At 63.7% G+C, this 23,168-nt stretch carries 17 protein-coding genes; 13 read left to right on the forward strand and 4 right to left on the reverse strand.

Going from position 1 to position 23,168, the window contains the following annotated elements:
• Positions 1-127: 127 nt before the first annotated feature.
• From betA to betI, 3 genes are read right to left on the reverse strand one after another with little or no spacing between them, the layout of a single operon-like run.
• Positions 128-1,861 carry a choline dehydrogenase gene (gene betA / locus JMY28_RS10785; RefSeq protein WP_236596788.1) on the reverse strand — a complete coding sequence of 578 codons (1,734 nt, stop codon included), beginning with the start codon at positions 1,859-1,861 and terminating at the stop codon, positions 128-130.
• Positions 1,862-1,872: 11 nt separating this feature from the next.
• Positions 1,873-3,342: a betaine-aldehyde dehydrogenase gene (betB, locus tag JMY28_RS10790; RefSeq protein WP_201695878.1), complete on the reverse strand. Its 1,470-nt coding sequence runs from the start codon at positions 3,340-3,342 to the stop codon at positions 1,873-1,875.
• A 19-nt stretch (positions 3,343-3,361) separates the two neighbouring features.
• Positions 3,362-3,976, reverse strand: a complete 615-nt coding sequence (gene betI / locus JMY28_RS10795) for a transcriptional regulator BetI (protein WP_201695879.1) — start codon at positions 3,974-3,976, stop codon at positions 3,362-3,364.
• A 347-nt stretch (positions 3,977-4,323) separates the two neighbouring features.
• Here betI and JMY28_RS10800 point away from each other — a divergent pair, with 347 nt between their 5' ends.
• From JMY28_RS10800 to fdhA, 8 genes are all read left to right on the forward strand, one after another.
• Complete coding sequence (locus tag JMY28_RS10800; RefSeq protein ID WP_201695880.1) at positions 4,324-5,466, forward strand: porin; 1,143 nt, start codon at positions 4,324-4,326, stop codon at positions 5,464-5,466.
• 203 nt (positions 5,467-5,669) lie between these two features.
• The gene (locus JMY28_RS10805) at positions 5,670-7,055 is read left to right on the forward strand and encodes an L-serine ammonia-lyase (protein ID WP_201695881.1); all 1,386 of its coding nucleotides are present in this window, start codon (positions 5,670-5,672) and stop codon (positions 7,053-7,055) included.
• 38 nt (positions 7,056-7,093) lie between these two features.
• The gene (locus JMY28_RS10810; RefSeq protein WP_042260300.1) at positions 7,094-8,338 is read left to right on the forward strand and encodes a sarcosine oxidase subunit beta family protein; all 1,245 of its coding nucleotides are present in this window, start codon (positions 7,094-7,096) and stop codon (positions 8,336-8,338) included.
• 13 nt (positions 8,339-8,351) lie between these two features.
• Positions 8,352-8,654, forward strand: coding sequence for a sarcosine oxidase subunit delta (locus JMY28_RS10815; RefSeq protein ID WP_201695882.1), 303 nt, complete (start codon positions 8,352-8,354; stop codon positions 8,652-8,654).
• Entirely contained in the window at positions 8,651-11,659 is a 3,009-nt protein-coding gene (locus JMY28_RS10820) for a sarcosine oxidase subunit alpha family protein (RefSeq protein ID WP_201695883.1), read from the forward strand. Before JMY28_RS10815 ends, JMY28_RS10820 begins: the two co-directional genes overlap by 4 nt.
• On the forward strand, positions 11,649-12,284 hold the full coding sequence (locus tag JMY28_RS10825; RefSeq protein ID WP_201695884.1) for a sarcosine oxidase subunit gamma: 636 nt from the start codon (positions 11,649-11,651) through the stop codon (positions 12,282-12,284). Before JMY28_RS10820 ends, JMY28_RS10825 begins: the two co-directional genes overlap by 11 nt.
• The gene (locus JMY28_RS10830; protein ID WP_201695885.1) at positions 12,281-12,778 is read left to right on the forward strand and encodes a dihydroneopterin aldolase; all 498 of its coding nucleotides are present in this window, start codon (positions 12,281-12,283) and stop codon (positions 12,776-12,778) included. The genes JMY28_RS10825 and JMY28_RS10830 overlap by 4 nt, the downstream gene beginning before the upstream one ends.
• A 176-nt stretch (positions 12,779-12,954) precedes the next feature.
• A complete protein-coding gene (fdhA, locus tag JMY28_RS10835; RefSeq protein WP_201695886.1) occupies positions 12,955-14,151 on the forward strand; it encodes a formaldehyde dehydrogenase, glutathione-independent in 1,197 nt (398 codons plus the stop codon).
• Between the two features lie 564 nt (positions 14,152-14,715).
• Here the strand turns inward: fdhA and JMY28_RS10840 are convergent.
• Complete coding sequence (locus tag JMY28_RS10840; RefSeq protein ID WP_201695887.1) at positions 14,716-15,732, reverse strand: GlxA family transcriptional regulator; 1,017 nt, start codon at positions 15,730-15,732, stop codon at positions 14,716-14,718.
• A 441-nt stretch (positions 15,733-16,173) separates the two neighbouring features.
• Here JMY28_RS10840 and JMY28_RS10845 point away from each other — a divergent pair, with 441 nt between their 5' ends.
• The 5 genes from JMY28_RS10845 to JMY28_RS10865 all read left to right on the forward strand — a co-directional run bounded on the left by JMY28_RS10845 (position 16,174) and on the right by JMY28_RS10865 (position 23,164).
• Positions 16,174-17,457 carry a serine hydroxymethyltransferase gene (locus JMY28_RS10845; RefSeq protein WP_201695888.1) on the forward strand — a complete coding sequence of 428 codons (1,284 nt, stop codon included), beginning with the start codon at positions 16,174-16,176 and terminating at the stop codon, positions 17,455-17,457.
• Positions 17,457-18,479 carry a dipeptidase gene (locus tag JMY28_RS10850; protein WP_268960631.1) on the forward strand — a complete coding sequence of 341 codons (1,023 nt, stop codon included), beginning with the start codon at positions 17,457-17,459 and terminating at the stop codon, positions 18,477-18,479. The genes JMY28_RS10845 and JMY28_RS10850 overlap by 1 nt, the downstream gene beginning before the upstream one ends.
• A 93-nt stretch (positions 18,480-18,572) precedes the next feature.
• Entirely contained in the window at positions 18,573-19,106 is a 534-nt protein-coding gene (locus tag JMY28_RS10855; protein WP_201695890.1) for a DUF5943 domain-containing protein, read from the forward strand.
• A gap of 62 nt (positions 19,107-19,168) precedes the next feature.
• Positions 19,169-21,232 (forward strand): NADH:flavin oxidoreductase, encoded by a 2,064-nt coding sequence (locus JMY28_RS10860; protein ID WP_201695891.1) that lies wholly within the window; start codon positions 19,169-19,171, stop codon positions 21,230-21,232.
• Between the two features lie 3 nt (positions 21,233-21,235).
• Positions 21,236-23,164, forward strand: a complete 1,929-nt coding sequence (locus tag JMY28_RS10865; RefSeq protein ID WP_201695892.1) for a (Fe-S)-binding protein — start codon at positions 21,236-21,238, stop codon at positions 23,162-23,164.
• The last annotated feature ends 4 nt before the right edge of the window (positions 23,165-23,168 follow it).

Consider the following 23,168-nt stretch of genomic DNA (forward strand, 5'->3'; position numbering starts at 1 on the left):
CTAAGCCTAAAGATCGCGGTGCGTTTTCGCATCCATCATTTGATGGAGAGAGCGCGAACTGGAAATACATGACGAATTCAACGAAAAAGCCAGAGTCGGCGAGCCGACTCTGGCCCATAGGCGTTTCTTAAAGCGCCACGCTATGCGCGCGTATTTTCTCCGTACGCGACGTGTCACTCGCGGCGGCAAAGCCAGCGCCCCGCGCCGGCGTCCCGTTCGCCACAAAATACGGCGCACTCGAACGCGCCAGCCCCTCACGCCCGCGAATCCGGTCCGCGATCTTTTCCGCGATCATGATCGTCGGTGCATTGAGGTTGCCGGTGGTAATGCGCGGCATGATCGACGCATCCACGACGCGAAGGCCGTCAACGCCATGCACGCGGCCTTCGCCGTCCACCACGGCCATATCGTCGTCGCCCATCGCGCACGAACACGACGGGTGATAGGCGGTTTCCGCGCGGTTGCGCACGAAAGCATCGATCTCGGCGTCCGACTTGAGCGCCGCACCGGGGTTCAACTCGCGTCCGCGAAAACGGTCGAGTGCGGGCTGCGCAATGATTTCGCGGGTGATGCGGATCGCGTCGCGGAACTCGCGCCAGTCGAGCGCTTCGGCCATGTAGTTGAAGCGTATCGACGGATGCTGACGCGGATCGCGCGAGCGCAGCTTCACGCGCCCGCGGCTCGGCGATCGCATCGAGCCCACGTGCGCCTGGAAGCCGTGCATCTTGATCGCATTGCTGCCGTTGTAATTGATCGCAACGGGCAGAAAGTGGTACTGAAGGTTCGGCCACGGATCGTCGTCGCGCGTGCGGATGAAGCCGCCCGCTTCGAAATGATTGCTCGCGCCAATACCGGTGCCCCGCAGCATCCATTCAAGACCGATGGCCGGTTGATTGCGCATGAGAAGCGCGGGGTAGAGCGAGACCGGCTCCTTGCACTCGTACTGCATGTACATTTCCAGGTGGTCCTGAAGATTCTGCCCAACGCCAGGCAGATCGAGCACAACGGGAATGTCTAGCTCGCGCAGCCACGCACCCGGTCCGATACCCGAGCGCTGCAGAATTTGCGGCGAGGCGATCGCGCCCGCGCACAGCAGCACTTCGCGACGCGCATAACGGGTCACGCGCGCGGGTCCATCGAGAAAGACAACACCGCATGCCCGCTTGCCGCTGAACAGAATGCGGTCCGTCACAGCGTGCGTGACGATGTCGATGTTAGGCCGATGCTTTGCCTGATCCAGATAGCCGCGCGCGGTGCTCGCGCGCCGGCCTTTGGCGGTCACGGTGCGATCCATCGGCCCGAAGCCTTCCTGGCGGTAGCCGTTGAGATCGTCGGTGCGCGGGTAGCCTGCCTGCACGCCGGCCTCGATCATCGCTTCGAAGAGCGGGTTCACGCCCGGCTTGCTCGTCGTCACGTGAACGGGACCTTCGCCGCCGTGATAATCGTTCGCGCCGACGTCGCGCGTTTCGGCCTTGCGGAAATAGGGCAGGCAGTCCAGATAGCGCCAGTTTTCCAGACCTTTGCGCTCGGCCCAGCCGTCATAGTCGAGCGCATTGCCGCGGATATAGCACATGCCGTTGATGAGCGACGACCCGCCGAGCCCCTTGCCGCGCCCGCATTCCATGCGCCGGTTGTTCATGTGCGGCTCGGGGTCGGTTTCGTAGGCCCAGTTGTAACGTCGGCCTTGTAACGGGTACGCGAGTGCCGCGGGCATCTGCGTGCGGAAATCGAAGCGGTAGTCGGGGCCGCCGGCTTCCAGCAGTAGCACCGTCGCATCGCGATCTTCGGTGAGGCGCGCGGCGAGCACATTGCCCGCCGACCCTGCGCCGATGATGATGTAGTCGTACTCTTGCGCTGCCATGCAGGACTCCCTCAAAAAACGGGCTGATACGGTCCCAGTTCCACCTGGACGGATTTGATGCGCGTGTAGTGCTCGAGCGTGGTGATGCCGTTTTCGCGGCCCACGCCCGACTGCTTGTAGCCGCCCACGGGCATTTCGGCGGGCGACTCACCCCACGTGTTGATCCAGCAGATGCCGGCTTCGAGCCGATGAATCACGCGGTGCGCGCGCGAGAGGCTTTCGGTCACGACACCGGCGGCGAGACCATAAGGCGATTCGTTGGCGCGCGCGATCACTTCGGCTTCGTTGGCGAAGGCGAGAATGCTCATCACCGGGCCGAAGATTTCTTCCTGCACGATGCGCATGTCGTCACGGCAACCGGAGAACACGGTGGGCTGCACGTATTGGCCGCGCGCGAAATCGCCTTGCGTGAGGCGCGCGCCGCCCGCGATCAGCCGTGCGCCTTCGCGCTTGCCGCTTTCGATATAGCCGAGCACCTTGTCGAGTTGCGCGGCGCTCGCGAGCGGCCCGAAGTTCGTGGTGGGATCGGCGGGATTGCCCACGCGGATGCGCTGCACGCGTTCGAGCACGCGTGCTTCAAACGCGGCAATCACGGATTGATGGACGAACACGCGCGTGGCGTTAGTGCACACCTGGCCGGCGCTGAAGAAGTTGGCGGTGACGGCGATATCGGCGGCGCGATCGAGGTCGGCGTCTTCGAAGACGATGAGCGGCGACTTGCCGCCCAGTTCCATCGTGACTTCCTTGAGCGTGGAGCCGCCTGCGGCCGCCATGACCTTCTTGCCCGTTTCGACGCCGCCCGTAAAGGAAATCTTCTCGATGCCGGGATGCACACTCAGCATGGCGCCCACGCGGCCGTCGCCATGGACCACGTTGAACACGCCCGGCGGCACGCCTGCCTCGATATAAATCTCGGCGAGTTTCGCGGCCGAAAGCGGGGTGATCTCGCTCGGCTTGAAGATCATCGCGTTGCCGGCCGCAAGCGCAGGCGCCGATTTCCAGCAGGCGATCTGCAGCGGGTAGTTCCAGGCGCCGATGCCCGCCGTGACGCCCAGCGGCTCGCGGCGCGTATAGACGAACGAGGTCTCGCGCAGCGGAATCTGCTGGCCTTCCAGTGCGGGCGCAAGACCCGCGTAGTACTCGATCACGTCGGCGCCGGTGACGATGTCCACACTGCGCGTTTCGGCGATGGGCTTGCCCGTGTCGCTGGTTTCGAGAGCCGCGAGTTCGTCGTTGCGCTCGCGCAGCAACTCGACCGCGCGCCGCAGCACGCGCGAGCGCTGCATCGCTGTCATGGCTGCCCAGACGCGTTGGCCGGCGCGCGCCGATTGCACCGCGCGGTCGATATCGGCGGCGCTCGCGTGCTGCACCGTGGCGAGCCTCGTGCAGGTGGCGGGATCGTAGGTGTCGAAGGTCTCGCCGCTGGTGGCGTCGGAGTACGTGCCGTCGATAAAGAGGCGTTGCAGGGGAAAGAGGGACATCGATGGGCTCCGGGCCGGGTTATTTGGCCGACTTGCTTGAGCGCGGCTTGGCGCGCGCTTCGAGCAGCAGGTCGATGTAGTCGTTGGCCACGCGCAGCGCGGCCTTCGTGTCGAACGGTTCGCCCGTGAGCGCGCCACGCAGCCAGAGGCCATCGATCAGCGCGGCGAGTCCGCTCGCGGCGCGCCGGGCCGTGGCGCCTGGCAGCACCTTCTCGAACTCCGCGCAGAGGTTCGAATGGAGCCGCCGCGTGTTGACGCGCTGCAGGCGACGCAGGGCGGGCTGATGCATGCTCTCGGCCCAGAACGCGAGCCACGTCTTCATCACGGGCGAATTCACCTGCGATACGTCGAAGTTGGCCGCAACGATGGCGCGCAAGCGTGCGCGCGGTTCGTCTTTCGCGGCGAGGCGCCGCCGCACCGTGGCTTCCCACAGGTCGTGCAGCACGTGGCGCATGGTGGCTTCGAGCAGGCCGTCCTTGCCGCCGAAATAGTGACTGACGATGCCAGTGGAGATCTTCGCGTGCTGCGCGACAGTGGCGAGCGTCGTGCCCGAGAGACCCGACTGGTCGATCGAATGCAGGGTGGCGTCGATGAGTTGCGCGCGACGCACGTCGCGCATTCCGATCTTGGGCAAGGGGGACTCCGGGCGATGCGGGAAGGTTTCCACTCTAGGTATTTTTTATTGAATGATCAATCAATAAAAACGTAGAAATGGCGGGATCGGCGGATTTTACAAAGTCCGCGTCGGATTACCAATGATCGCCTCCCCGGAATCCCTCGCAGGGCCCGCCACATAACGGATTGCGCCTGTTTTGCGGGGGTTTTTTCGCTGTGAGCGTGTCGCGTTAGCGCCAGCGCGTGTCGTGTCTGCGCAAGTCGGGTGAGATTTGGACTTGTACGTTTTGATCCACCGCGCAAGGCGTCACACGTGCCCCGCGCGGCTCGACAACCTGTATCGCCAGACCAGAGAGACCCGACACCATGAGAAAACTGAATGCGGTGGCACTGAGCGGCATTGCGATGGCATTGAGCGCTGTTTCGAACGCATGTCATGCCCAAAGCAGCGTCACCCTGTACGGGATCATCGACGCGGGCGTGACGTATGTGAGCAACGCGGGCGGCTCGCATCAAGTGAAATTCGACGACGGCATTGCGCAGGCGAACCGCTGGGGGCTCAAGGGCACCGAGGATCTCGGCGGTGGGCTGAAGGCCGTGTTCCAGCTGGAGAGCGGCTTTCACCTTGGCAATGGGCAGATCGCCAACGGCGGCTCGCTTTTCGGCCGCCTCGCTTATGTCGGACTCCAGAACGATTGGGGCACGCTCACGCTCGGCAATCAGGCCGACATGACGCAGGAGTTCGTGTACCTGTACAACGTCACGGCGTGGGCAAGCGGCTACGCGATCAACCAGGGCGACTTCGACCGCATGAACGGCGACCATCTGCCGAACGCCGTGAAGTTCATGTCGAACACGTTCGGCGGATTCCAGTTCGGCGGCATGTACTCGTTCAGCAACACACCCGGCGACTTTCACACCGGCAGCGCCTGGAGCGTGGGCGCGCAGTACCAGAACGGCCCGTTCGCGATGGGCACGGCCTACACCCAGCTCAACAACCCATCCGGCATTTACGCGTTCGACCCGTACAACATGATCGGCGTGCGCACGTTCTTTGGCAGGCCAACCGTCAGCGTCGATCCCGCCACGGGCGCAGTCAGCTCGCTCTATAGCGAGACGCCGTTCCCCGTGGACAAGCAGGCGACCTTCGGCACGGGCGCGAGCTACGCCATCGGCGACGTCACGTTGATGGGCGCTTTCACGTACACGCAGATCAAGGCATTTGGCGAGAGCGAACACATGCAGGTGGGCGAAGGCGGCGCCAACTGGCAGGTCACGCCCGCGTTCAGCGTGGCGGGCGGTTATCAGTACACGCACTTCGACGGCCACCACTGGAACCAGCTTTCGGCGGGCCTGCATTACCTGCTTTCGAAGACCACCGACGTTTATCTCTCGGGCGACTGGCTGAAGGCCTCGCAGGGCGTGGACGCGGTGATCGGCTACAGCTTCACGCCGTCTTCCACCACCACGCAGGCCGACGTGCGTGTCGGCTTGCGACATTCGTTCTGACCGTGCAGGCGGGTGTTTCTCCGCCACAAAACCTCGGGAAAACCCCCAGTAAAACCCCGGCATAACGTCCGCCGGAGTCGCCCGAAGCCACGGCTGGCGAGGCCGTCCAACGGCGATGGCGTTTTTGTTCTATCGGCTGCCATGACCTCTTTGGTCTACTTGCACTCAAGCTCATCCATGCGCTCAGCGCGAAGGGAAGTCAGATGAACGTCAGCGTTTTCGACTTGTTCAAGATCGGAATCGGTCCGTCCAGCTCGCATACGGTCGGCCCGATGGTCGCCGCGTGCCGCTTTGCATCCCATGTCGAGGACGCCAATCTGCTCGCCTTTGTGCGCCGCGTCAAAGTCGAGCTGTACGGCTCGCTCGGCGCGACGGGCAAGGGCCACGGCACCGACAAGGCCGTGCTGCTCGGCCTCGAAGGCAATCTGCCCGACTCGGTCGATCCCGACCGGATCGAGCCGCGCCTCGCCGCCATTCGCCGCGAGAAGATGCTCGTGCTGCTCGGCAAGCAGACCATCCGCTTCGACGAAAAGGAGTGCATTGGTTTCTTTCGCAGGACGATGAGCGGCGCGAACACGCTGCATCCGAACGGCATGCGTTTTCAGGCCTTCGACGAAAACGGGCAGTTGCTCGTTGAAAAGGAGTACTACTCGGTAGGCGGCGGCTTCGTCGTGAACCGGGACGGAGACCGGGTCAACGGCGTGCGCAGCGGACGCGACGTGCCGTATCCGTTCCGCACGGGCGATGACCTGCTGCGCGTGTGCAACGAAAGCGGGCGTTCGATCGCCGAAGTCACATTGGCAAACGAGTGCGCGGCACGCTCGCCGGAAGACGTGCGCGAAGGGCTGCTCGTGATCTGGCGCGCGATGGCCGCCTGTGTGGAGCGCGGCTGCAAGATGCACGGCGAGCTGCCCGGCCCGATGCAGGTGAAGCGCCGCGCCGCCGATCTCTCGGTGCATCTGCGTTCGCGCTCGGAAGAGTCGCTGCGCGATCCGCTTTCCATGCTCGACTGGGTCAACCTCTACGCGATGGCCGTGAACGAGGAGAACGCCGCGGGTGGCCGCGTCGTCACGGCGCCCACGAACGGCGCGGCCGGCGTGATTCCCGCAGTGCTGCACTACTACGTGAAGTTCGTTGCGGGCGCCAACGAAGACGGCATCGCCAACTTCCTGCTCACGGCTGCGGCTATCGGCATCATTTACAAGGAAACGGCGTCGATTTCGGGAGCGGAAGTGGGCTGCCAGGGCGAAGTGGGCGTGGCGTGCTCGATGGCCGCGGCGGCGCTCGCGGCCGTGATGGGCGGCACGCCGGCTCAGGTGGAGAACGCCGCCGAAATCGGCATGGAGCACAACCTCGGCATGACCTGCGACCCCGTGGGCGGCCTCGTGCAGATTCCGTGCATCGAACGCAACGCGATGGGCGCGATCAAGGCGATCAACGCCGCGCGCATGGCGCTCAAGGGCAACGGCGAGCATTACGTCACGCTCGACAACGTCATCAAGACGATGCGCGAAACGGGCGCCGACATGAAGACGAAATACAAGGAGACGTCGCGCGGTGGTCTCGCCGTGAACGTCATCGAGTGCTAACGAAAGCTAATGGTAACGCGCAATAAGGGGTCTGCGAGATGAGCCGCTATTCGATATTCAGTCTGTTCCGCAATGGGTTGTCGTATCACGAGAACTGGGAGCGGCAGTGGAGAAGCCCGGAGCCGAAAAAGGAGTACGACGTGGTGATCGTCGGCGGCGGCGGCCATGGTCTCGCAACGGCCTATTACCTCGCGAAAGAACACGGCGTGAAAAACGTCGCGATTCTGGAGAAGGGATGGATCGGCGGCGGCAATACGGCGCGCAACACGACTATCGTACGCTCGAACTATCTGTGGGACGAGTCGGCGGCGCTCTATGAAAAGGCGATGAAGCTCTGGGAAGGGCTCTCACAGGATCTCAACTACAACGTGATGTTCAGCCAGCGCGGCGTGATGAATCTCGCGCACACGCTGCAGGACGTGCGCGACACCGAGCGCCGCGTGAACGCGAACCGCCTGAACGGCGTGGACGCCGAATTCCTCACGCCCGAGCAGATCAAGGAAATCGAGCCGACCATCAACCTGAACAGCCGCTACCCCGTGCTGGGCGCCTCGATCCAGCGCCGCGCGGGCGTGGCGCGCCACGACGCCGTGGCATGGGGCTTTGCGCGCGGCGCGGACCAGCACGGCGTGGACATCATTCAGAACTGCCAGGTGACGGGCATTCGCCGCGACGGTGCGCGCGTCACGGGCGTGGATACGTCTAAGGGTTTCATCAAGGCGAAGAAGGTCGCCGTGGTGGCGGCGGGCAACACCACGACGCTCGCGGACATGGCCGGCGTGCGTCTGCCGCTCGAAAGCCACCCGCTTCAGGCGCTGGTTTCGGAGCCGATTAAACCGGTGGTCAACACCGTCATCATGTCGAATGCGGTGCACGCCTATATCAGCCAGTCCGACAAGGGCGATCTTGTGATCGGCGCGGGCGTGGACCAGTACACGGGCTTTGGCCAGCGCGGCAGCTTCCACATCATCGAAGGCACGCTGCAGGCCATCGTCGAAATGTTCCCGGTGTTCTCGCGCGTGCGCATGAACCGGCAGTGGGGCGGCATCGTCGATGTCTCTCCGGACGCCTGCCCGATCATCAGCAAGACCGATGTGAAGGGTCTCTATTTCAACTGCGGCTGGGGCACCGGCGGCTTCAAGGCGACGCCGGGCTCGGGCTGGGTGTTCGCGCACACCATTGCGAAGGACGAGCCGCATCCGCTGAATGCGCCGTTCTCGCTGGACCGCTTCTATACCGGCCATCTGATCGACGAACACGGCGCAGCCGCTGTCGCGCACTAAAGGAGACCACAACATGTTGCTGATCGAATGCCCGTGGTGCGGTCCCCGCGCCGAAGTCGAGTTCACGTGCGGCGGCGAAGCCGACATCGCGCGTCCGCTCGACACCGACAAACTCACCGACGAGGAATGGGGCGACTACCTCTTCATGCGTCACAACCCGCGCGGCGTGCACAAGGAGCAGTGGCTGCACGCGCAGGGGTGCCGCCGCTGGTTCAAGGCGACGCGCGACACCGTCACCTATGAGATTCAGCGTTACGAGACTTTCGGCGCGCCAAATGAGGCGCAAGGCAACAAGCAAGGGAGCACGCAGCGATGAGCCAGAAGAACCGCTTGGGCGCCGGTGGGCGCGTCAACCGCGCGATTCCGCTGAATTTCACGTTCAACGGCCGCACGTATCAAGGCTTCCAGGGCGACACGCTCGCCTCAGCGCTGCTCGCCAACGACGTGCATTTCGTCGCGCGCAGCTTCAAGTACCATCGCCCGCGCGGCATTATGACGGCGGACGTGGCCGAGCCCAACGCCATCGTGCAACTGGAGCGCGGCGCGCATACGGTGCCCAATGCACGCGCGACCGAAGTCGAGCTTTATCAGGGGCTCATTGCGACGAGCGTGAACGCCGAGCCTAGCCTCGAAAACGATCGCATGGCGATCAACCAGAAGTTCTCGCGCTTTTTGCCGGCAGGCTTCTATTACAAGACCTTCATGTGGCCGCGCAAATGGTGGCCGAAATACGAGGAAAAGATTCGCGACGCCGCGGGTCTCGGCAAAGCGCCCGAAGTGCGCGACGCCGACCGCTACGACAAATGCTTCGCGCATTGCGACGTGCTCGTGGTCGGCGGCGGCCCTGCCGGCCTCGCGGCTGCGCATACGGCGGGCGCGAGCGGCGCACGCGTGATTCTCGTGGACGACCAGCGCGAACTGGGCGGCAGCCTGCTGTCGTGCAAGGCCGATATCGACGGCCGTCCCGCGCTCCATTGGGTCGAGAAGATCGAAGCCGAACTCAAGCAAATGCCCGACGTGAAGATCCTTTCGCGCAGCACGGCTTTCGGCTATCAGGACCACAATCTCGTGACCGTCACGCAGCGTTTGACGGAGCATCTGCCGGTGTCCACGCGTCAGGGTACGCGCGAGCTCTTGTGGAAAATCCGTGCGAAGCGCGTGATTCTCGCAACGGGTGCGCATGAGCGTCCCATCGTGTTCGGCAACAACGATCTGCCGGGCATCATGATGGCCTCGGCGGTATCGACGTATATCCATCGCTATGGTGTGCTGCCGGGCCGCAATGCGGTCGTGTTCACGAACAACGACGCGGGCTACCGCTGCGCGCTCGACCTGAAGGCATGCGGCGCGACCGTCACCGTCGTCGATTCGCGCACGCAAGGCAACGGCGCATTACAGGCCGCCGCGCGCCGCCAGGGCGTGAAGGTGATGTACAACGCCGCCATCAACTGCGCGCATGGCAAAGAGCGCGTGAGTTCGGTCGATGTGGTCGGCTACACGAACGGCCAGACCGGCGCACAGCAGGACACGCTCGCATGCGATCTCGTTGCGGTGTCGGGCGGCTTCAGCCCCGTGCTGCACCTTTTCGCGCAGTCGGGCGGCAAGGCGCATTGGAGCGACGCGAAGGCTTGCTTCATGCCGGGCAAGCGCGTGCAGGAGGAAGTGAGCGTTGGCGCGGCGGTGGGCGAATTCGGCCTTGCCCGTGCGCTCACGCAGGGTGTGGACGGCGGCATCGACGCGGTGAAGTCGCTCGGCTTGCCGTTCAAGCGGCCCGTCGTGCCGAAGGCCGCCGAGGTCGCGGAAACGCCGCTGGAGGCGCTGTGGCTCGTCGGCAGCCGCAAGGAGGCGGCGCGCGGGCCAAAGCAGTTCGTCGACTTCCAGAACGACGTTTCGGCGGCGGACATTCTGCTCGCAGCACGCGAAGGCTTCGAGTCGGTCGAGCATGTCAAGCGCTATACGGCCATGGGCTTCGGCACGGACCAGGGCAAGCTCGGCAATATCAACGGCATGGCGATTCTCGCCAGCGCGCTCGGCAAGACGATTCCCGAAACGGGCACGACGACGTTCCGCCCGAACTACACGCCCGTCACGTTCGGTACGTTCGCGGGGCGCGAACTCGGCGACCTGCTCGACCCGATCCGCAAGACCTGCATTCACGAATGGCATGTGCAGCATGGCGCGGCGTTCGAGGACGTGGGCAACTGGAAGCGCCCGTGGTACTACCCGAAGAGCGGCGAGAATCTGCACGCAGCCGTGAAACGCGAGTGCCTTGCGGTGCGCAACAGCGTGGGCATTCTCGATGCCTCCACGCTGGGCAAGATCGATATTCAAGGCCCCGACGCCGCGAAGTTGCTCAACTGGGTCTACACGAACCCGTGGCTCAAGCTCGAAGTGGGCAAGTGCCGCTACGGCCTGATGCTCGACGAAAACGGCATGGTGTTCGACGACGGCGTGACCGTACGCCTCGGCCCGCAGCACTACATGATGACCACCACCACGGGCGGCGCCGCGCGCGTGCTCACGTGGCTCGAACGCTGGCTGCAGACCGAATGGCCCGATATGAAGGTGCGTCTGGCTTCCGTCACCGACCATTGGGCGACGTTCGCCGTGGTCGGCCCAAAGAGCCGTAAGGTGCTGCAGAAGGTGTGCAAGGACATCGACTTCGACAACGCCGCATTCCCGTTCATGTCGTATCGCAATGGCACGGTCGCGGGTGTGAAGTCGCGCGTCATGCGCATCAGCTTCTCGGGCGAGTTGGCCTATGAGGTGAACGTGCCGGCCAATGCGGGCCGCGCCGTGTGGGAAGCGTTGATGGAAGCGGGCGCCGAATTCGACATCACGCCTTACGGCACGGAAACGATGCACGTATTGCGCGCGGAGAAGGGCTACATCATCGTGGGCCAGGATACGGACGGGTCGGTTACGCCATTCGACCTCGGCATGGGCGGTCTCGTCTCGCAGACGAAGGACTTCCTTGGCCGCCGCTCGCTCAAGCGCTCGGACACCGCGAAGGAAAACCGCAAGCAGTTTGTCGGACTACTAACAGATGACGCGCAATACGTCTTGCCTGAAGGCGGCCAGATCGTCGCGCCCGACGTGCAAGCGCGGCCCGACGGCACGACGCCGATGATCGGCCACGTCACGTCGAGCTATTACAGCCCGATCCTCGAGCGTTCCATCGCGCTCGCGGTGGTGAAGGGCGGCTTGAACAAGATAGGCGAGCACGTGGTGATACCCATGGCCGATGGCCGACGCGTAAAAGCGCAGATCGCGAGCCCGATTTTCTACGACACGGAAGGAGTGCGTCAGCATGTTGAATGAAACGAAGGACCCCCTGCCGGTCGCGGAGCGTGTTGTCGGTGTGCGCCTTGAGTCGCCGCTCGTCGGTGCGGCGGATCTGATCAAGGCGCAGGAGGGTCGCGCCTCGAAGGCGTTCGCCATGCGCGAGCTGCCGTTCCGTGACCTCGTGAACGTACGCGGCGAATTGAGTGACCCGGCGTTCGTCGCGGCGTTCGCAGGCGTAGTGGGCTGCGAGCCGCCCGCCGCGCCGAACACCGTCGCGCGCAGCGACCACTACGACGTGCTCTGGCTCGGGCCCGATGAATGGCTCGTGCGCTCGCTCGCCCCGGTTCAAACAGGCATGCTCGAAGCGAAGCTCACCGCCGTGCTCGGCGACGCCTATGCGGCGGCCGTGGACATCGGCAGCGGCAACACCGTGGTCGAAATCGAAGGCACGCGAGCGCGGGACGTGCTCTCGCGCGGCTGTCCGCTCGATCTGCATCCGCGCCTGTTCAAACCGGGGCAATGCGCGCAGAGCGTGTATTTCAAGGCATCGATCGTGCTGATTCCCACCGGTGACGACCACTTCGAAATCGTCGTGCGCCGCAGTTTCGCCGATTATTTTTGCCGCATCATGGTCGACGCCGCAGCGTCGGTCGCGCCATGAAGGTCGTCGATGCGGCGTTCGAACCGGCGCTGGGTGCGGTGGGTGCGATGGGTGCGCTCCGGCCGCATGACGAGCCACGCGGGCGCGGCTGGAGCGTGTTCGTCGAAGCGTTGAGCGTGCCGGCGCGCGTCGGCATTTATCCGCACGAGCACGGCGCGCCGCAGCCACTCGTGATCGACGCGCAGCTTGGCTATCGCTGTATGCCGCGAGAAAAGAGCGCAGCGGGTGAAGCGGGCGACTGGATCGACTACGACGGCTATTGCACACGTCTGGCCGACTTTCTCGGGCGCAAGCCGCACACACGGCTGCTCGAAACGCTGGTGGCGGACATTGCGGCGTTTTCGTTTCGCGAATGGCCCGCGCTGGAAACGCTCAGGCTCGCGGTGCACAAGCCGAAGATCCGGCCCGGCACGCGGCGCGTGGGCGTGGCGCTCGACTGGACCCGCGCCGACTATCGCCAATGGATTCGCGCTGACGGGGGCGGGCAGGCGTAGCGGGCGCGACGCGTAGCCCGATGTCGGCGCCAAGCAAAGGCGCGTCGTTTTTTGCACATCGTCGTATGCGGCGGGCAGGCTACGCTCGAAGCATCGTTACCTCACGCGAGAGCCCGCGCGAGGCAACGCCAACTAGTGAGCAGCGTTGCGAGCTGCATCGAACAGGAGACAGCGAGATGAGCGGTAATCGAGGCGTCGTGTATCAAGGGCCGGGCAAGGTCGAGGTGCAGAACATCGCGTATCCGAAGATGGTCGATCCGAGCGGGCGCTCGATCGGCCATGGCGTCATTCTCAAAGTGGTCAGCACGAACATCTGCGGCTCGGACCAGCATATGGTGCGCGGACGGACGACGGCGCCCGTCGGTCTCGTGCTGGGCCACGAAATCACTGGCGAAGTGGTGGAAGTGGGCAACGACGTCGAAACGCTGAAACTCGGCGACCTCGTTTCGGTGCCGTTCAATGTGGCCTGCGGGCGCTGCGCGATGTGCCGCGAGCAGCACACGGGCGTTTGCCTGAACGTGAATCCCGCGCGCGCGGGCGGGGCTTATGGCTACGTCGACATGGGCGGTTGGATCGGCGGCCAGGCTGAATATGTGCTCGTGCCGTATGCCGATTTCAACCTGCTGAAGTTCCCGGACCGCGATCAAGCCATGTCGAAGATCCGCGACCTCACGTGCCTCTCCGATATTCTGCCCACGGGCTATCACGGCGCGGTGACCGCGGGCGTGAAACCGGGCTCGACCGTTTATATCGCGGGCGCGGGGCCGGTCGGGATGGCGGCGGCGGCTTCGGCGCGCCTGCTCGGCGCGGCGTGCACGATCGTCGGCGACATCAATGCGGAGCGTCTCGCTCATGCGAAGGCGATGGGCTTCGAAGTCGTGGATCTTTCGAAGGACGCGACGCTCGGCGAGCAGATCGAACAGATTCTTGGCAAGCCGGAAATCGATTGCGCTGTGGATTGCGTGGGCTTCGAAGCGCACGGGCATGGCGCTTCCGGTCACTCGGAGGAAGCGCCGGCTACAGTGCTCAATTCGCTGATGGAAATTACGCGGCCCGCGGGCATGATCGGCATTCCAGGCCTTTACGTGACCGACGATCCGGGCGCGCGTGACGTGGCCGCGCAGCATGGCAGTCTGAGCATTCGCTTCGGGCTTGGCTGGGCCAAGTCGCATACGTTCCATACCGGGCAAACGCCCGTGCTCAAGTACAACCGCAATCTCATGCAGGCTATTTTGTTTGACCGGTTGCCGATTGCGAAGATCGTTAATGTGTCGGTGATTTCTCTCGATGAGGCGCCTGAGGGCTATAAGAAGTTCGATGGGGGCGCGCCCCGTAAGTTTGTGATTGATCCGCATGGGTTGCTTGCGGCTTAGGTTTGTTTTGGCTGCTTGCCGCTTTGGGGCTTGCTTGTATTCGCGGCGGTCTGCGAGCGTTGCCCCTGTGCGGGGCGGCACCTACTTTTCTTTGCAGCGGCAAAGAAAAGTAGGCAAAAGAAAGCCGCTCACACCGCCAGTGCCTGCCACGGTTCACCTCTGGCCGTTACTGCCAGTGGCTCCGGAGCGTCTGTCGCCACTCGCCCCCAACCGGAGTGACAAGGCGCTCATCCTTCCGGCGGCGCTACGCGCGCCGAAGGGCATAACCCAAAACCGTTGGGGCGCGTGAGTTCTCGCCGGTATTCACCCATCCCATTGGTTTCCCTTGCAGACCCGACCGCTGCGCGCGTAGCGAGCAGCGGGATGGATGAGCCCTTTGTCACTAAGTTTGGTGGTGCGAGGTGACAGACGCTCCGGAGCCGCTACCTGTGGTGGCGCGAGGTGAACCGTGGCAGGCATTGGCGGTGTGAGCGGCTTTCTTTGCCTACTTTCTTTGCCGCGGCAAAGAAAGTAGGTGCCGCCCCGCACAGGGGCAACGCTCGCATACCGACGCGAAAACAAGTTTCAAACGTGCACTGGTGCAGCCGAAAGAGCAGGCGCATCCACACCAGAAAGCGGCGCGATCCGCTTCCGCCGCTCACCGGTAGGCGCACTACCAAACGCATCGCGATAGCTCTTGCTGAAGTGACAAGCCGACTGAAACCCACATGCCATCGTAATCTGCATGATCGACATATCGGTTTGCAACAGCAACTCGCGCGCACGACGCAGACGCAGCGTCAAATAGTAATGCGTCGGCGTCATGCCAAGATGCTCATGAAAGAGCCGCTGCAACTGCCGCTGCGACATATTCGCAAGACGCGCAAGCTCTTCGCGAGAAAGCGGCTCCTCGATATTGTTCTCCATGAGCGAGATGACTTCGAAGAGCGATTTGTTCGCTGAACCGAGCCGCGCAACGAGCGGCATACGCTGCTGGGCAGAGGTATCGCGCACATGCTCGACCACGAACTGCTCGGCGATCTGCGTTACGCGTGCGGTGCCCACGCGCGCCGTGATGAGGTGCAGCATCATGTCGAGCGGCGCGACGCCACCCGTGCAGGTCACACGGTCGCGGTCGATCACGAACAGCTCCTTGAGAAAGCGCGTGGACGGAAACTCTTCCTTCAGCGCCGACATGTTCTCCCAGTGGATCGCGCAGGCATACCCGGCCAGCAGACCGGACTTCGCGAGCGCATAGGTCCCCGTGCAAAGACTGCCCAGCGCGACACCCATGCGCGCAAAGCGGCGCAAGGCAGCGAGATGAGCGGGCGTGGTGGCGCGCTGCACGTCGATGCCGCCGCAAACGAACACGATATCGGGCTGCCCCACACATTCGGCCGGGCCAGTGTCGATGGAAAGTCCGTTGCTCGACGTGACTGGACCGCCCTCCGGGCTGATGATCGACCACCTGTAAAGCGGCTGGCCGCTCAGGTAGTTAGCCATACGAAGGACTTCGATGGCGTTCGTGAACGCGATCATCGTGAAGTCGGGCAGCGGCATGAACGCGAAGTGCGCTAACGACGCTGTGCGATCCGGCAGCATGGGGGACGATTCCTTGTGATCGGTAGCCTGATGCCCAGTGGAGGCCCGGTGAGGCCGGGGGGCGGCTACGCTACCGCAATTTTCGAATTTGGCGGGTCCAGTGTGCCATGCGGCAAAACCCTGAGTCATCTGGACAAAAAAGCCAAACACGGGAAAAAGGACGAGGGTGCGGGAATGGTGCACTGCGATGCACGATAAATGATTCGGATTGGGAAACATGGGGCACGGCGCACCGTGAACGGGCGCAGCCGGGGCCACTTGTGAAAAATGGACGCGGATGGCGGAAAAGGAAAAGAACGCGTCTGAATTTCGACGTTGAGCGCCCATTCGAACGACAAGAATAGAACCGTCGGTCCCCAGCCGGTTCAACCACCGTAAAGCCAGCCGCGACGGGGCCTCTAGCATTGCAGGAAGTCCTTCATTCATCGTCACGGAAGCCCTATGTCGAACACTCAACCTTTCTTTTCGCAAACGCTGGCGCAGCGCGATCCGGCGGTTCGCGGCAGCATCCTGAAAGAACTCGAGCGCCAGCAGTCGCAGGTCGAAATGATCGCGTCGGAAAACATCGTGTCGCGCGCCGTGCTCGAGGCGCAAGGTTCGGTGCTGACCAACAAGTACGCGGAAGGCTATCCGGGAAAGCGTTACTACGGCGGTTGCGAATTCGCCGACGAGGTGGAAGCGCTCGCCATCAACCGTATCAAGCAGCTTTTCAATGCCGGCTTCGCCAACGTGCAGCCGCATTCGGGCGCGCAGGCCAACGGCTCGGTCATGCTCGCGCTCGCCAAGCCTGGCGACACCGTGCTCGGCATGTCGCTCGACGCGGGCGGCCACCTCACGCACGGCGCCAAGCCGGCGCTCTCCGGCAAGTGGTTCAACGCCGTGCAGTACGGCGTGAATCGCGAAACCATGCTGATTGACTACGACCAGGTCGAAGAACTCGCGCAGCAGCACAAGCCGAGCCTCATCATCGCGGGCTTTTCCGCCTATCCGCGCGCGCTCGACTTCGCGCGCTTTCGCGCGATCGCCGACGCGGTCGGCGCAAAGCTCATGGTGGACATGGCGCATATCGCGGGCATCATCGCGGCGGGGCGGCACCAGAATCCCGTCGAGCATGCGCACGTCGTGACCTCCACCACGCACAAGACGTTGCGCGGCCCGCGCGGCGGCTTCGTGCTGACCAACGACGAGGAGATCGCAAAGAAGATCAACTCGGCCGTCTTCCCTGGCCTGCAAGGCGGCCCGCTCATGCACGTGATTGCCGGCAAGGCCGTGGCGTTCGGCGAAGCGCTCGACGCGCGCTTCAAGACCTATATCGACAGTGTGCTCGCCAATGCGAAGGCGCTGGGTGAGGTGCTGAAGGCGGGCGGCGTGGACCTCGTGACGGGCGGCACGGACAACCACCTGCTGCTCGTCGATCTGCGGCCCAAGGGCCTCAAGGGCAATCAGGTCGAGCAGGCGCTGGAGCGCGCCGGCATCACTTGCAACAAGAACGGCATTCCGTTCGACGCCGAAAAGCCCACGGTCACCTCCGGCATTCGCCTGGGCACTCCCGCGGGCACGACGCGCGGCTTTGGCGTGGAGGAATTCCGCGAGATCGGCCGCCTGATTCTCGACGTGTTCGACGCGCTGCGCACGCACCCCGAAGGCGACGCCGCCACCGAGCAGCGCGTGCGCCGCGAGATCTTCGCGCTGTGCGAGCGGTTCCCGATCTATACGCAAGCCTGATTCTTCACACCACCGCCTTTCAATTACATTCGCGAGTTCCGGAGCGGCTAATGAGCACTCTGCACGACAACAGCATCATCATCGACGGCCTGAATATTTCGAAGTTCGAGCGTTCGGTGTTCGAAGACATGCGCAAGGGCGGCGTCACTGCCGTCAACTGCACGGTTTCTGTGTGGGAGGACTTCCAGAAGACCGTGGACAACATTGCGCAAATGAAGCAGCAGATTCGCGAGTACAGCGAGATCCTCACGCTCGTACGTACGACCGACGACATCCTGCGCGCGAAAAAAGAGAACAAGACGGGCATTATCTTCGGCTTCCAGAACGCCTATGCCTTCGAGGACAACCTCGGCTATATCGAGGTGTTCAAGGAACTCGGCGTGAATGTCGTGCAGCTTTGCTACAACACGCAGAACCTCGTGGGTACGGGCTGCTATGAGCCGGACGGCGGGCTATCCGGCTATGGCCGCGAAGTGATTCAGGAAATGAATCGCGTGGGCATCCTGGTCGATCTTTCGCACGTCGGCGGAAAGACTTCGTCGGATGCGATTGCCTGCTCGAAGAAGCCGGTGACGTATTCGCACTGCTGTCCGTCGGGTCTCAAGGAGCATCCGCGCAACAAGACCGATGAGCAATTGAAGGAAATCGCCGATGCGAACGGCTTCGTGGGCGTGACGATGTTCGCGCCGTTCCTCAAGAAAGGCGCGGATTCGACCGTCGAGGATTATCTCGAAGCGATCGAATACGTAGTCGATCTGATCGGCGAAGACCGCGTAGGCATCGGCACGGACTTCACGCAGGGCTACAGCACTGAGTTCTTCGACTGGATCACGCACGACAAGGGTCGTTATCGCCGCCTCACGAATTTCGGCAAGGTGGTGAATCCGGAAGGCATCCGCACGATCGGCGAATTCCCGAATCTCACCGCCGCCATGCAAAAAGCAGGCTGGAGCGAGACGCGCATCAAGAAGGTGATGGGCGAGAACTGGATGCGCGTGTTCGGCGAAGTCTGGGGCGGTTGATCGCCAGGCCTGACCGGTTATTACGGAACAGCCACTGTAACTAATTAGAAACCCTAAATAAACTCGCTCACTGATTCACTGGAACCCCACGAAATGCAACCGCAACTGCCGATCGATGTCGATCCCGCCACCGGCGTCTGGACCACGGACGCGCTGCCGATGCTGTACGTGCCGCGTCACTTCTTCACCAACAATCACACCGCCGTGGAAGAGGCGCTGGGTCGTGACGTGTACGCCGAGATTCTCTACAAGGCCGGCTACAAGTCGGCGTACCACTGGTGCGCGAAGGAAGCCGAAAAGCATGGCATTGCTGGCATGGCCGTGTTCGAACACTACCTGAAGCGTCTTTCGCAGCGCGGCTGGGGCCTCTTCACGATACGCGAAGCCGATCCGGCCACGGCGCGCGCGAAGATCGAATTGCGCCATTCGTCTTTCGTGCTCGCGCAACCGGGCAAGGAAGGCAAACTCTGCTACATGTTCGCGGGCTGGTTCGCGGGCGCGATGGACTGGGTGAATGACACCACGGAAGGCGGCAAGAACGCCCCGCGCGCGCGATCGACGGAAGTGCAATGCGCCGCCGAAGGCCACCCGCACTGCGTATTCGAAGTCTCGCCAATCGCCGCCTGAACGGCCGCGCGCCCCGTAACACAGGACATACCGAAAGACACGAACGCCAGAGGTCGTCTGCGATGCGCTACCCCAATTTGTTCAAACCCTTGACGCTCAATCAGCTCACGCTGCGCAACCGCATCGTCAGCACGGCCCACGCCGAAGTCTACGCGGAGCCGGGCGGCTTGCCGGGCGACCGCTATATCCGCTATTACGAGGAGAAGGCCAAGGGTGGCGTGGGTCTCGCCGTGTGCGGCGGGTCGAGCCCGGTGTCGATCGACAGTCCCCAGGGCTGGTGGAAATCGGTGAACCTCGCCACGGACAAGATCATCGATCCGCTCGCGCGTCTGGCCGAAGCCATGCACCGCCACGGCGCGAAGATCATGATCCAGGCCACGCATATGGGCCGCCGTTCCGCCTTTCACGGTGAGCACTGGCCGCATTTGATGTCGCCTTCGGGCGTGCGCGAGCCCGTGCACCGTGGTAACGCGAAGATCATCGAGGTAGAGGAAATCCGCCGCATCATCGGCGACTTTGCGGCCGCTGCGAAGCGCGTGAAAGACGCGGGCATGGACGGCATCGAAATTTCCGCCGCGCACCAGCATCTGATCGATCAATTCTGGAGCCCGCGCACGAACTTTCGCACCGACGAATGGGGCGGCTCGCTCGAAAACCGGCTGCGTTTTGGCGTGGAAGTGCTCAAGGCCGTGCGCGAGGCGGTGGGCAAGGACTTTTGCGTCGGCCTGCGCATGTGCGGCGACGAATTCCATGAAGATGGCCTCGATCACGAGCAGTTGAAGGAGATCGCGCAGGCGATGGCGGAAACGGGCCTCATCGACTACCTCGGTGTGATTGGCTCCGGCGCGGACACGCACAACACGCTCGCGAACTGCATGCCGCCCATGGCGCTGCCGCCCGAGCCGTTCGTGCATCTCGCGGCGGGCATCAAGTCGGTGGTCAAGCTGCCCGTGATGCACGCGCAGAGCATTCGCGACGCGGGCCAGGCCGAGCGTTTGCTCGCGAGCGGCATGGTCGATCTCGTGGGCATGACGCGCGCGCAGATCGCCGACCCGCATATGGTCATCAAGATTCGCGACGGCCGCGAAGACGAAATCAAGCAGTGCGTGGGCGCGAACTATTGCATCGACCGCCAGTACAACGGGCTCGATGTGCTGTGCGTGCAGAACGCCGCAACGTCGCGCGAAGCGACCATGCCGCATGTCATCGAAAAGTCGCGTGGCCCGAAGCGCAAAGTCGTGGTGGTCGGCGCGGGCCCTGCGGGTCTGGAGGCGGCACGCGTAGCGCGGCTGCGCGGCCATGACGTGGTGCTGTTCGAAAAGAGCGACGCCGTGGGCGGCCAGATTCTGCTGGCAGCGAAAGCGCCGCAGCGCGAGCAGATGGCGGGCATCGTGCGCTGGTTCGACATGGAGACGAAGCGCCTTGGCGTGGATCGCCGCCTTGGCGTGAGCGCCGACGAGAAAACGATACTTGCGGAAAAGCCCGACATCATCGTGCTCGCGACCGGCGGGTCGAGCTTCACGCAGCAGGTTCCGGCCTGGGGCGTGGAAGAAGGGCTTGCCGTGAGCGCGTGGGACATCCTGAGCGGCAAGGTCGAGCCGAAGCAGAACGTGCTCGTCTACGACGGCGTGAGCACGCATGCGGGCGCGGGCGTCGCCGACTTCATTTCGAGCCGTGGCTCGAAGGTCGAAATCGTCACGCCCGACGTCAAGGTCGCCGACGACGTGGGCGGCACCACGTTCCCGATTTTCTATCGCCGCCTCTATGCGCAGGGCGTGATTCACACGCCGAACTATTGGCTCGATCGCGTGTATGAGGAAGATGACAAGAAGATCGCCGTGCTGCGCAACGAGTACACGGAGGAGCAGGAAGAGCGCGCCGTCGATCAGGTGGTGATCGAAAACGGCAGCACGCCGAACGACGAGTTGTACTGGAAACTCAAGCCCGAATCGGTCAATCGCGGTCAGGTGGACGTGCACAAGCTCTTCGCGGCTGAGGCGCAGCCATGCCTTTCCGAAGACCTCGGCAATGGCCGTTTCCTGCTGTTCCGCGTGGGCGACTGCATCTCCCTGCACAACATTCACGGCGCGATTTACGACGCGCTGCGGCTCGCCAAGGACTTCTGAACCATGAATCCGACCTGGCTCATTACCGCGCTGTTGTGGATGTCGATGGCGGGCCTCGCGTTCGCGGTCGCGAAGCGTGCCGCTTTCTGGCGGGTGGGGCGCGCCGCCTCACCCAGCTCCGTGGGCGTCGGCAAGCTGTTCAGTATCCCGAAGCGTTATTTCGTCGATTTGCACCACGTGGTGGCACGCGACCCGTATATCGCGAAGACGCACGTCGCGACGGCGGGTGGTGCGATCGCGGCGCTTGCGCTCGTGTTCGTCAACTACGGGCTGGCGATTTATTCGCCGTGGCTCGACAAGCTGATCTTTCTCGCGGCGCTCGCCATGCTGATCGGCGCGGTGTTCGTGTGGCGTCGCCGGCACGCGAAAGATGTCCCCGCGCGTCTCTCGCGGGGACCGTGGAATACGCTGCCGTGGCTGCTCGGTTCGTTCGCGCTGGGCGTGGCGCTCTTTACGGTGGTGCCCGCGGGCGCCATGTCGGGCGGCTTCGCGGTGCTTTGCGCTGTGTTGATCGGCGTTGGCGCGTGCGCGATGACGTTTGGCGCAGCGAAGGGCGGCCCCATGAAGCACGCGATTGCAGGACTGCTGCATCTAGCGTTCCATCCACGTCAGGAGCGCTTTTCAGCGACGCGCGAGGGTTGGACCGGCAACGGCACGGCCACGCCGCCTACGGCGCTGAAGCTCCCCGACATCGAAGAGAAGCAGGAATATGGCGTGGCGAAACCCGTTGAGTTTCGCTGGAATCAGTTGCTGAGCTTCGATGCCTGCGTGCAGTGCGGCAAATGCGAAGCCGCGTGCCCGGCATTCGCCTCGGGCCAGCCGCTCAACCCCAAGAAGCTGATTCAGGATCTCGTGGTCGGCATGGCGGGCGGTACCGACGCGGCTTATGCGGGCAGCCCCACGCCCGGCATCGAGGTTGGCCAGCATAGCGGCGCGCCGAACGGTCCGATCGTTTCCGGTCTGATCGAAGCGCAAACGCTGTGGTCGTGCACCACCTGCCGCGCTTGCGTGCAGGAGTGCCCCATGCTGATCGAGCACGTCGATGCGATTGTCGACATGCGCCGCAACCAGACACTCGTGCATGGCGAGGTGCCGGGCAAAGGTCCCGAAGTGCTGGCCAATCTGCGCGAAACGGGCACGGCCGGCGGCTACGACAAGGCGGCGCGCTACGACTGGGCAGTCGATCTCAACGCGCCCGTGGCGCAACCGGGCAAGCGCGTGGACGTGCTCGTGGTGGCGGGCGAGGGCGCGTTCGACATGCGCTATCAGCGCACGCTGCGCGCGCTCGTGAAGGTGCTCAACAAGGCGGGCGTGAACTACGCGGTGCTCGGTGCGAGCGAAACCGACACGGGCGACGTGGCGCGCCGCCTTGGCGACGAAGCGACGTTCCAGCGCATGGCGAAGCAGATGATGACGACGCTCGCCACGCTGAACTTCGCGCGCATCGTGACCGCCGATCCGCACGTCATGCACAGCCTGCGTAACGAGTACCGCGCACTTGGCGGGCGTTATGAGGTGCTGCATCACACAACCTACCTCGCGGAACTCGCCGCGACCGGACGCATCGCGCCGAAGGCCGTGCAGGCGCTCGCCGACAAGCGCACGACGTACCACGATCCCTGCTATCTGGGCCGCTATAACGGCGAAACCGAAGCACCGCGCAAGCTGCTCAAGACCATCGGCATCAAGGTCGTGGAAATGGAGCGCAGCGGCATGCGCGCACGTTGCTGTGGCGGCGGCGGCGGCGCGCCGCTCACCGATATCCCCGGCAAGCAGCGCATTCCCGACATCCGCATCGCCGACGCGCGCGCAGTCAACGCCGACGTCGTCGCCGTGGCCTGCCCGCAATGCACGGCCATGTTCGAAGGCGTGGTGGGCCCGCGCCCGGACGTGCTCGACGTGGCCGAACTCGTGGCCGCCTCGCTGGAGTGAATCG

This window comes from Paraburkholderia hiiakae, from assembly GCF_904848665.1.
Classification (GTDB): Bacteria; Pseudomonadota; Gammaproteobacteria; order Burkholderiales; family Burkholderiaceae; genus Paraburkholderia; species Paraburkholderia hiiakae.

Bases quoted from the DNA above. Each gene is read 5' to 3' on its own strand.
- JMY28_RS10840 (WP_201695887.1), bottom strand. From the start codon at position 15,732: ATGCTGCCGGATCGCACAGCGTCGTTAGCGCACTTCGCGTTCATGCCG.
- JMY28_RS10825 (WP_201695884.1), top strand. From the start codon at position 11,649: ATGTTGAATGAAACGAAGGACCCCCTGCCGGTCGCGGAGCGTGTTGTC.
- JMY28_RS10805 (WP_201695881.1), top strand. From the start codon at position 5,670: ATGAACGTCAGCGTTTTCGACTTGTTCAAGATCGGAATCGGTCCGTCC.
- fdhA (WP_201695886.1), top strand. From the start codon at position 12,955: ATGAGCGGTAATCGAGGCGTCGTGTATCAAGGGCCGGGCAAGGTCGAG.
- JMY28_RS10815 (WP_201695882.1), top strand. From the start codon at position 8,352: ATGTTGCTGATCGAATGCCCGTGGTGCGGTCCCCGCGCCGAAGTCGAG.
- JMY28_RS10820 (WP_201695883.1), top strand. From the start codon at position 8,651: ATGAGCCAGAAGAACCGCTTGGGCGCCGGTGGGCGCGTCAACCGCGCG.
- JMY28_RS10810 (WP_042260300.1), top strand. From the start codon at position 7,094: ATGAGCCGCTATTCGATATTCAGTCTGTTCCGCAATGGGTTGTCGTAT.
- betA (WP_236596788.1), bottom strand. From the start codon at position 1,861: ATGGCAGCGCAAGAGTACGACTACATCATCATCGGCGCAGGGTCGGCG.
- JMY28_RS10845 (WP_201695888.1), top strand. From the start codon at position 16,174: ATGTCGAACACTCAACCTTTCTTTTCGCAAACGCTGGCGCAGCGCGAT.
- JMY28_RS10830 (WP_201695885.1), top strand. From the start codon at position 12,281: ATGAAGGTCGTCGATGCGGCGTTCGAACCGGCGCTGGGTGCGGTGGGT.
- JMY28_RS10855 (WP_201695890.1), top strand. From the start codon at position 18,573: ATGCAACCGCAACTGCCGATCGATGTCGATCCCGCCACCGGCGTCTGG.
- betB (WP_201695878.1), bottom strand. From the start codon at position 3,342: ATGTCCCTCTTTCCCCTGCAACGCCTCTTTATCGACGGCACGTACTCC.
- JMY28_RS10800 (WP_201695880.1), top strand. From the start codon at position 4,324: ATGAGAAAACTGAATGCGGTGGCACTGAGCGGCATTGCGATGGCATTG.
- JMY28_RS10865 (WP_201695892.1), top strand. From the start codon at position 21,236: ATGAATCCGACCTGGCTCATTACCGCGCTGTTGTGGATGTCGATGGCG.
- JMY28_RS10860 (WP_201695891.1), top strand. From the start codon at position 19,169: ATGCGCTACCCCAATTTGTTCAAACCCTTGACGCTCAATCAGCTCACG.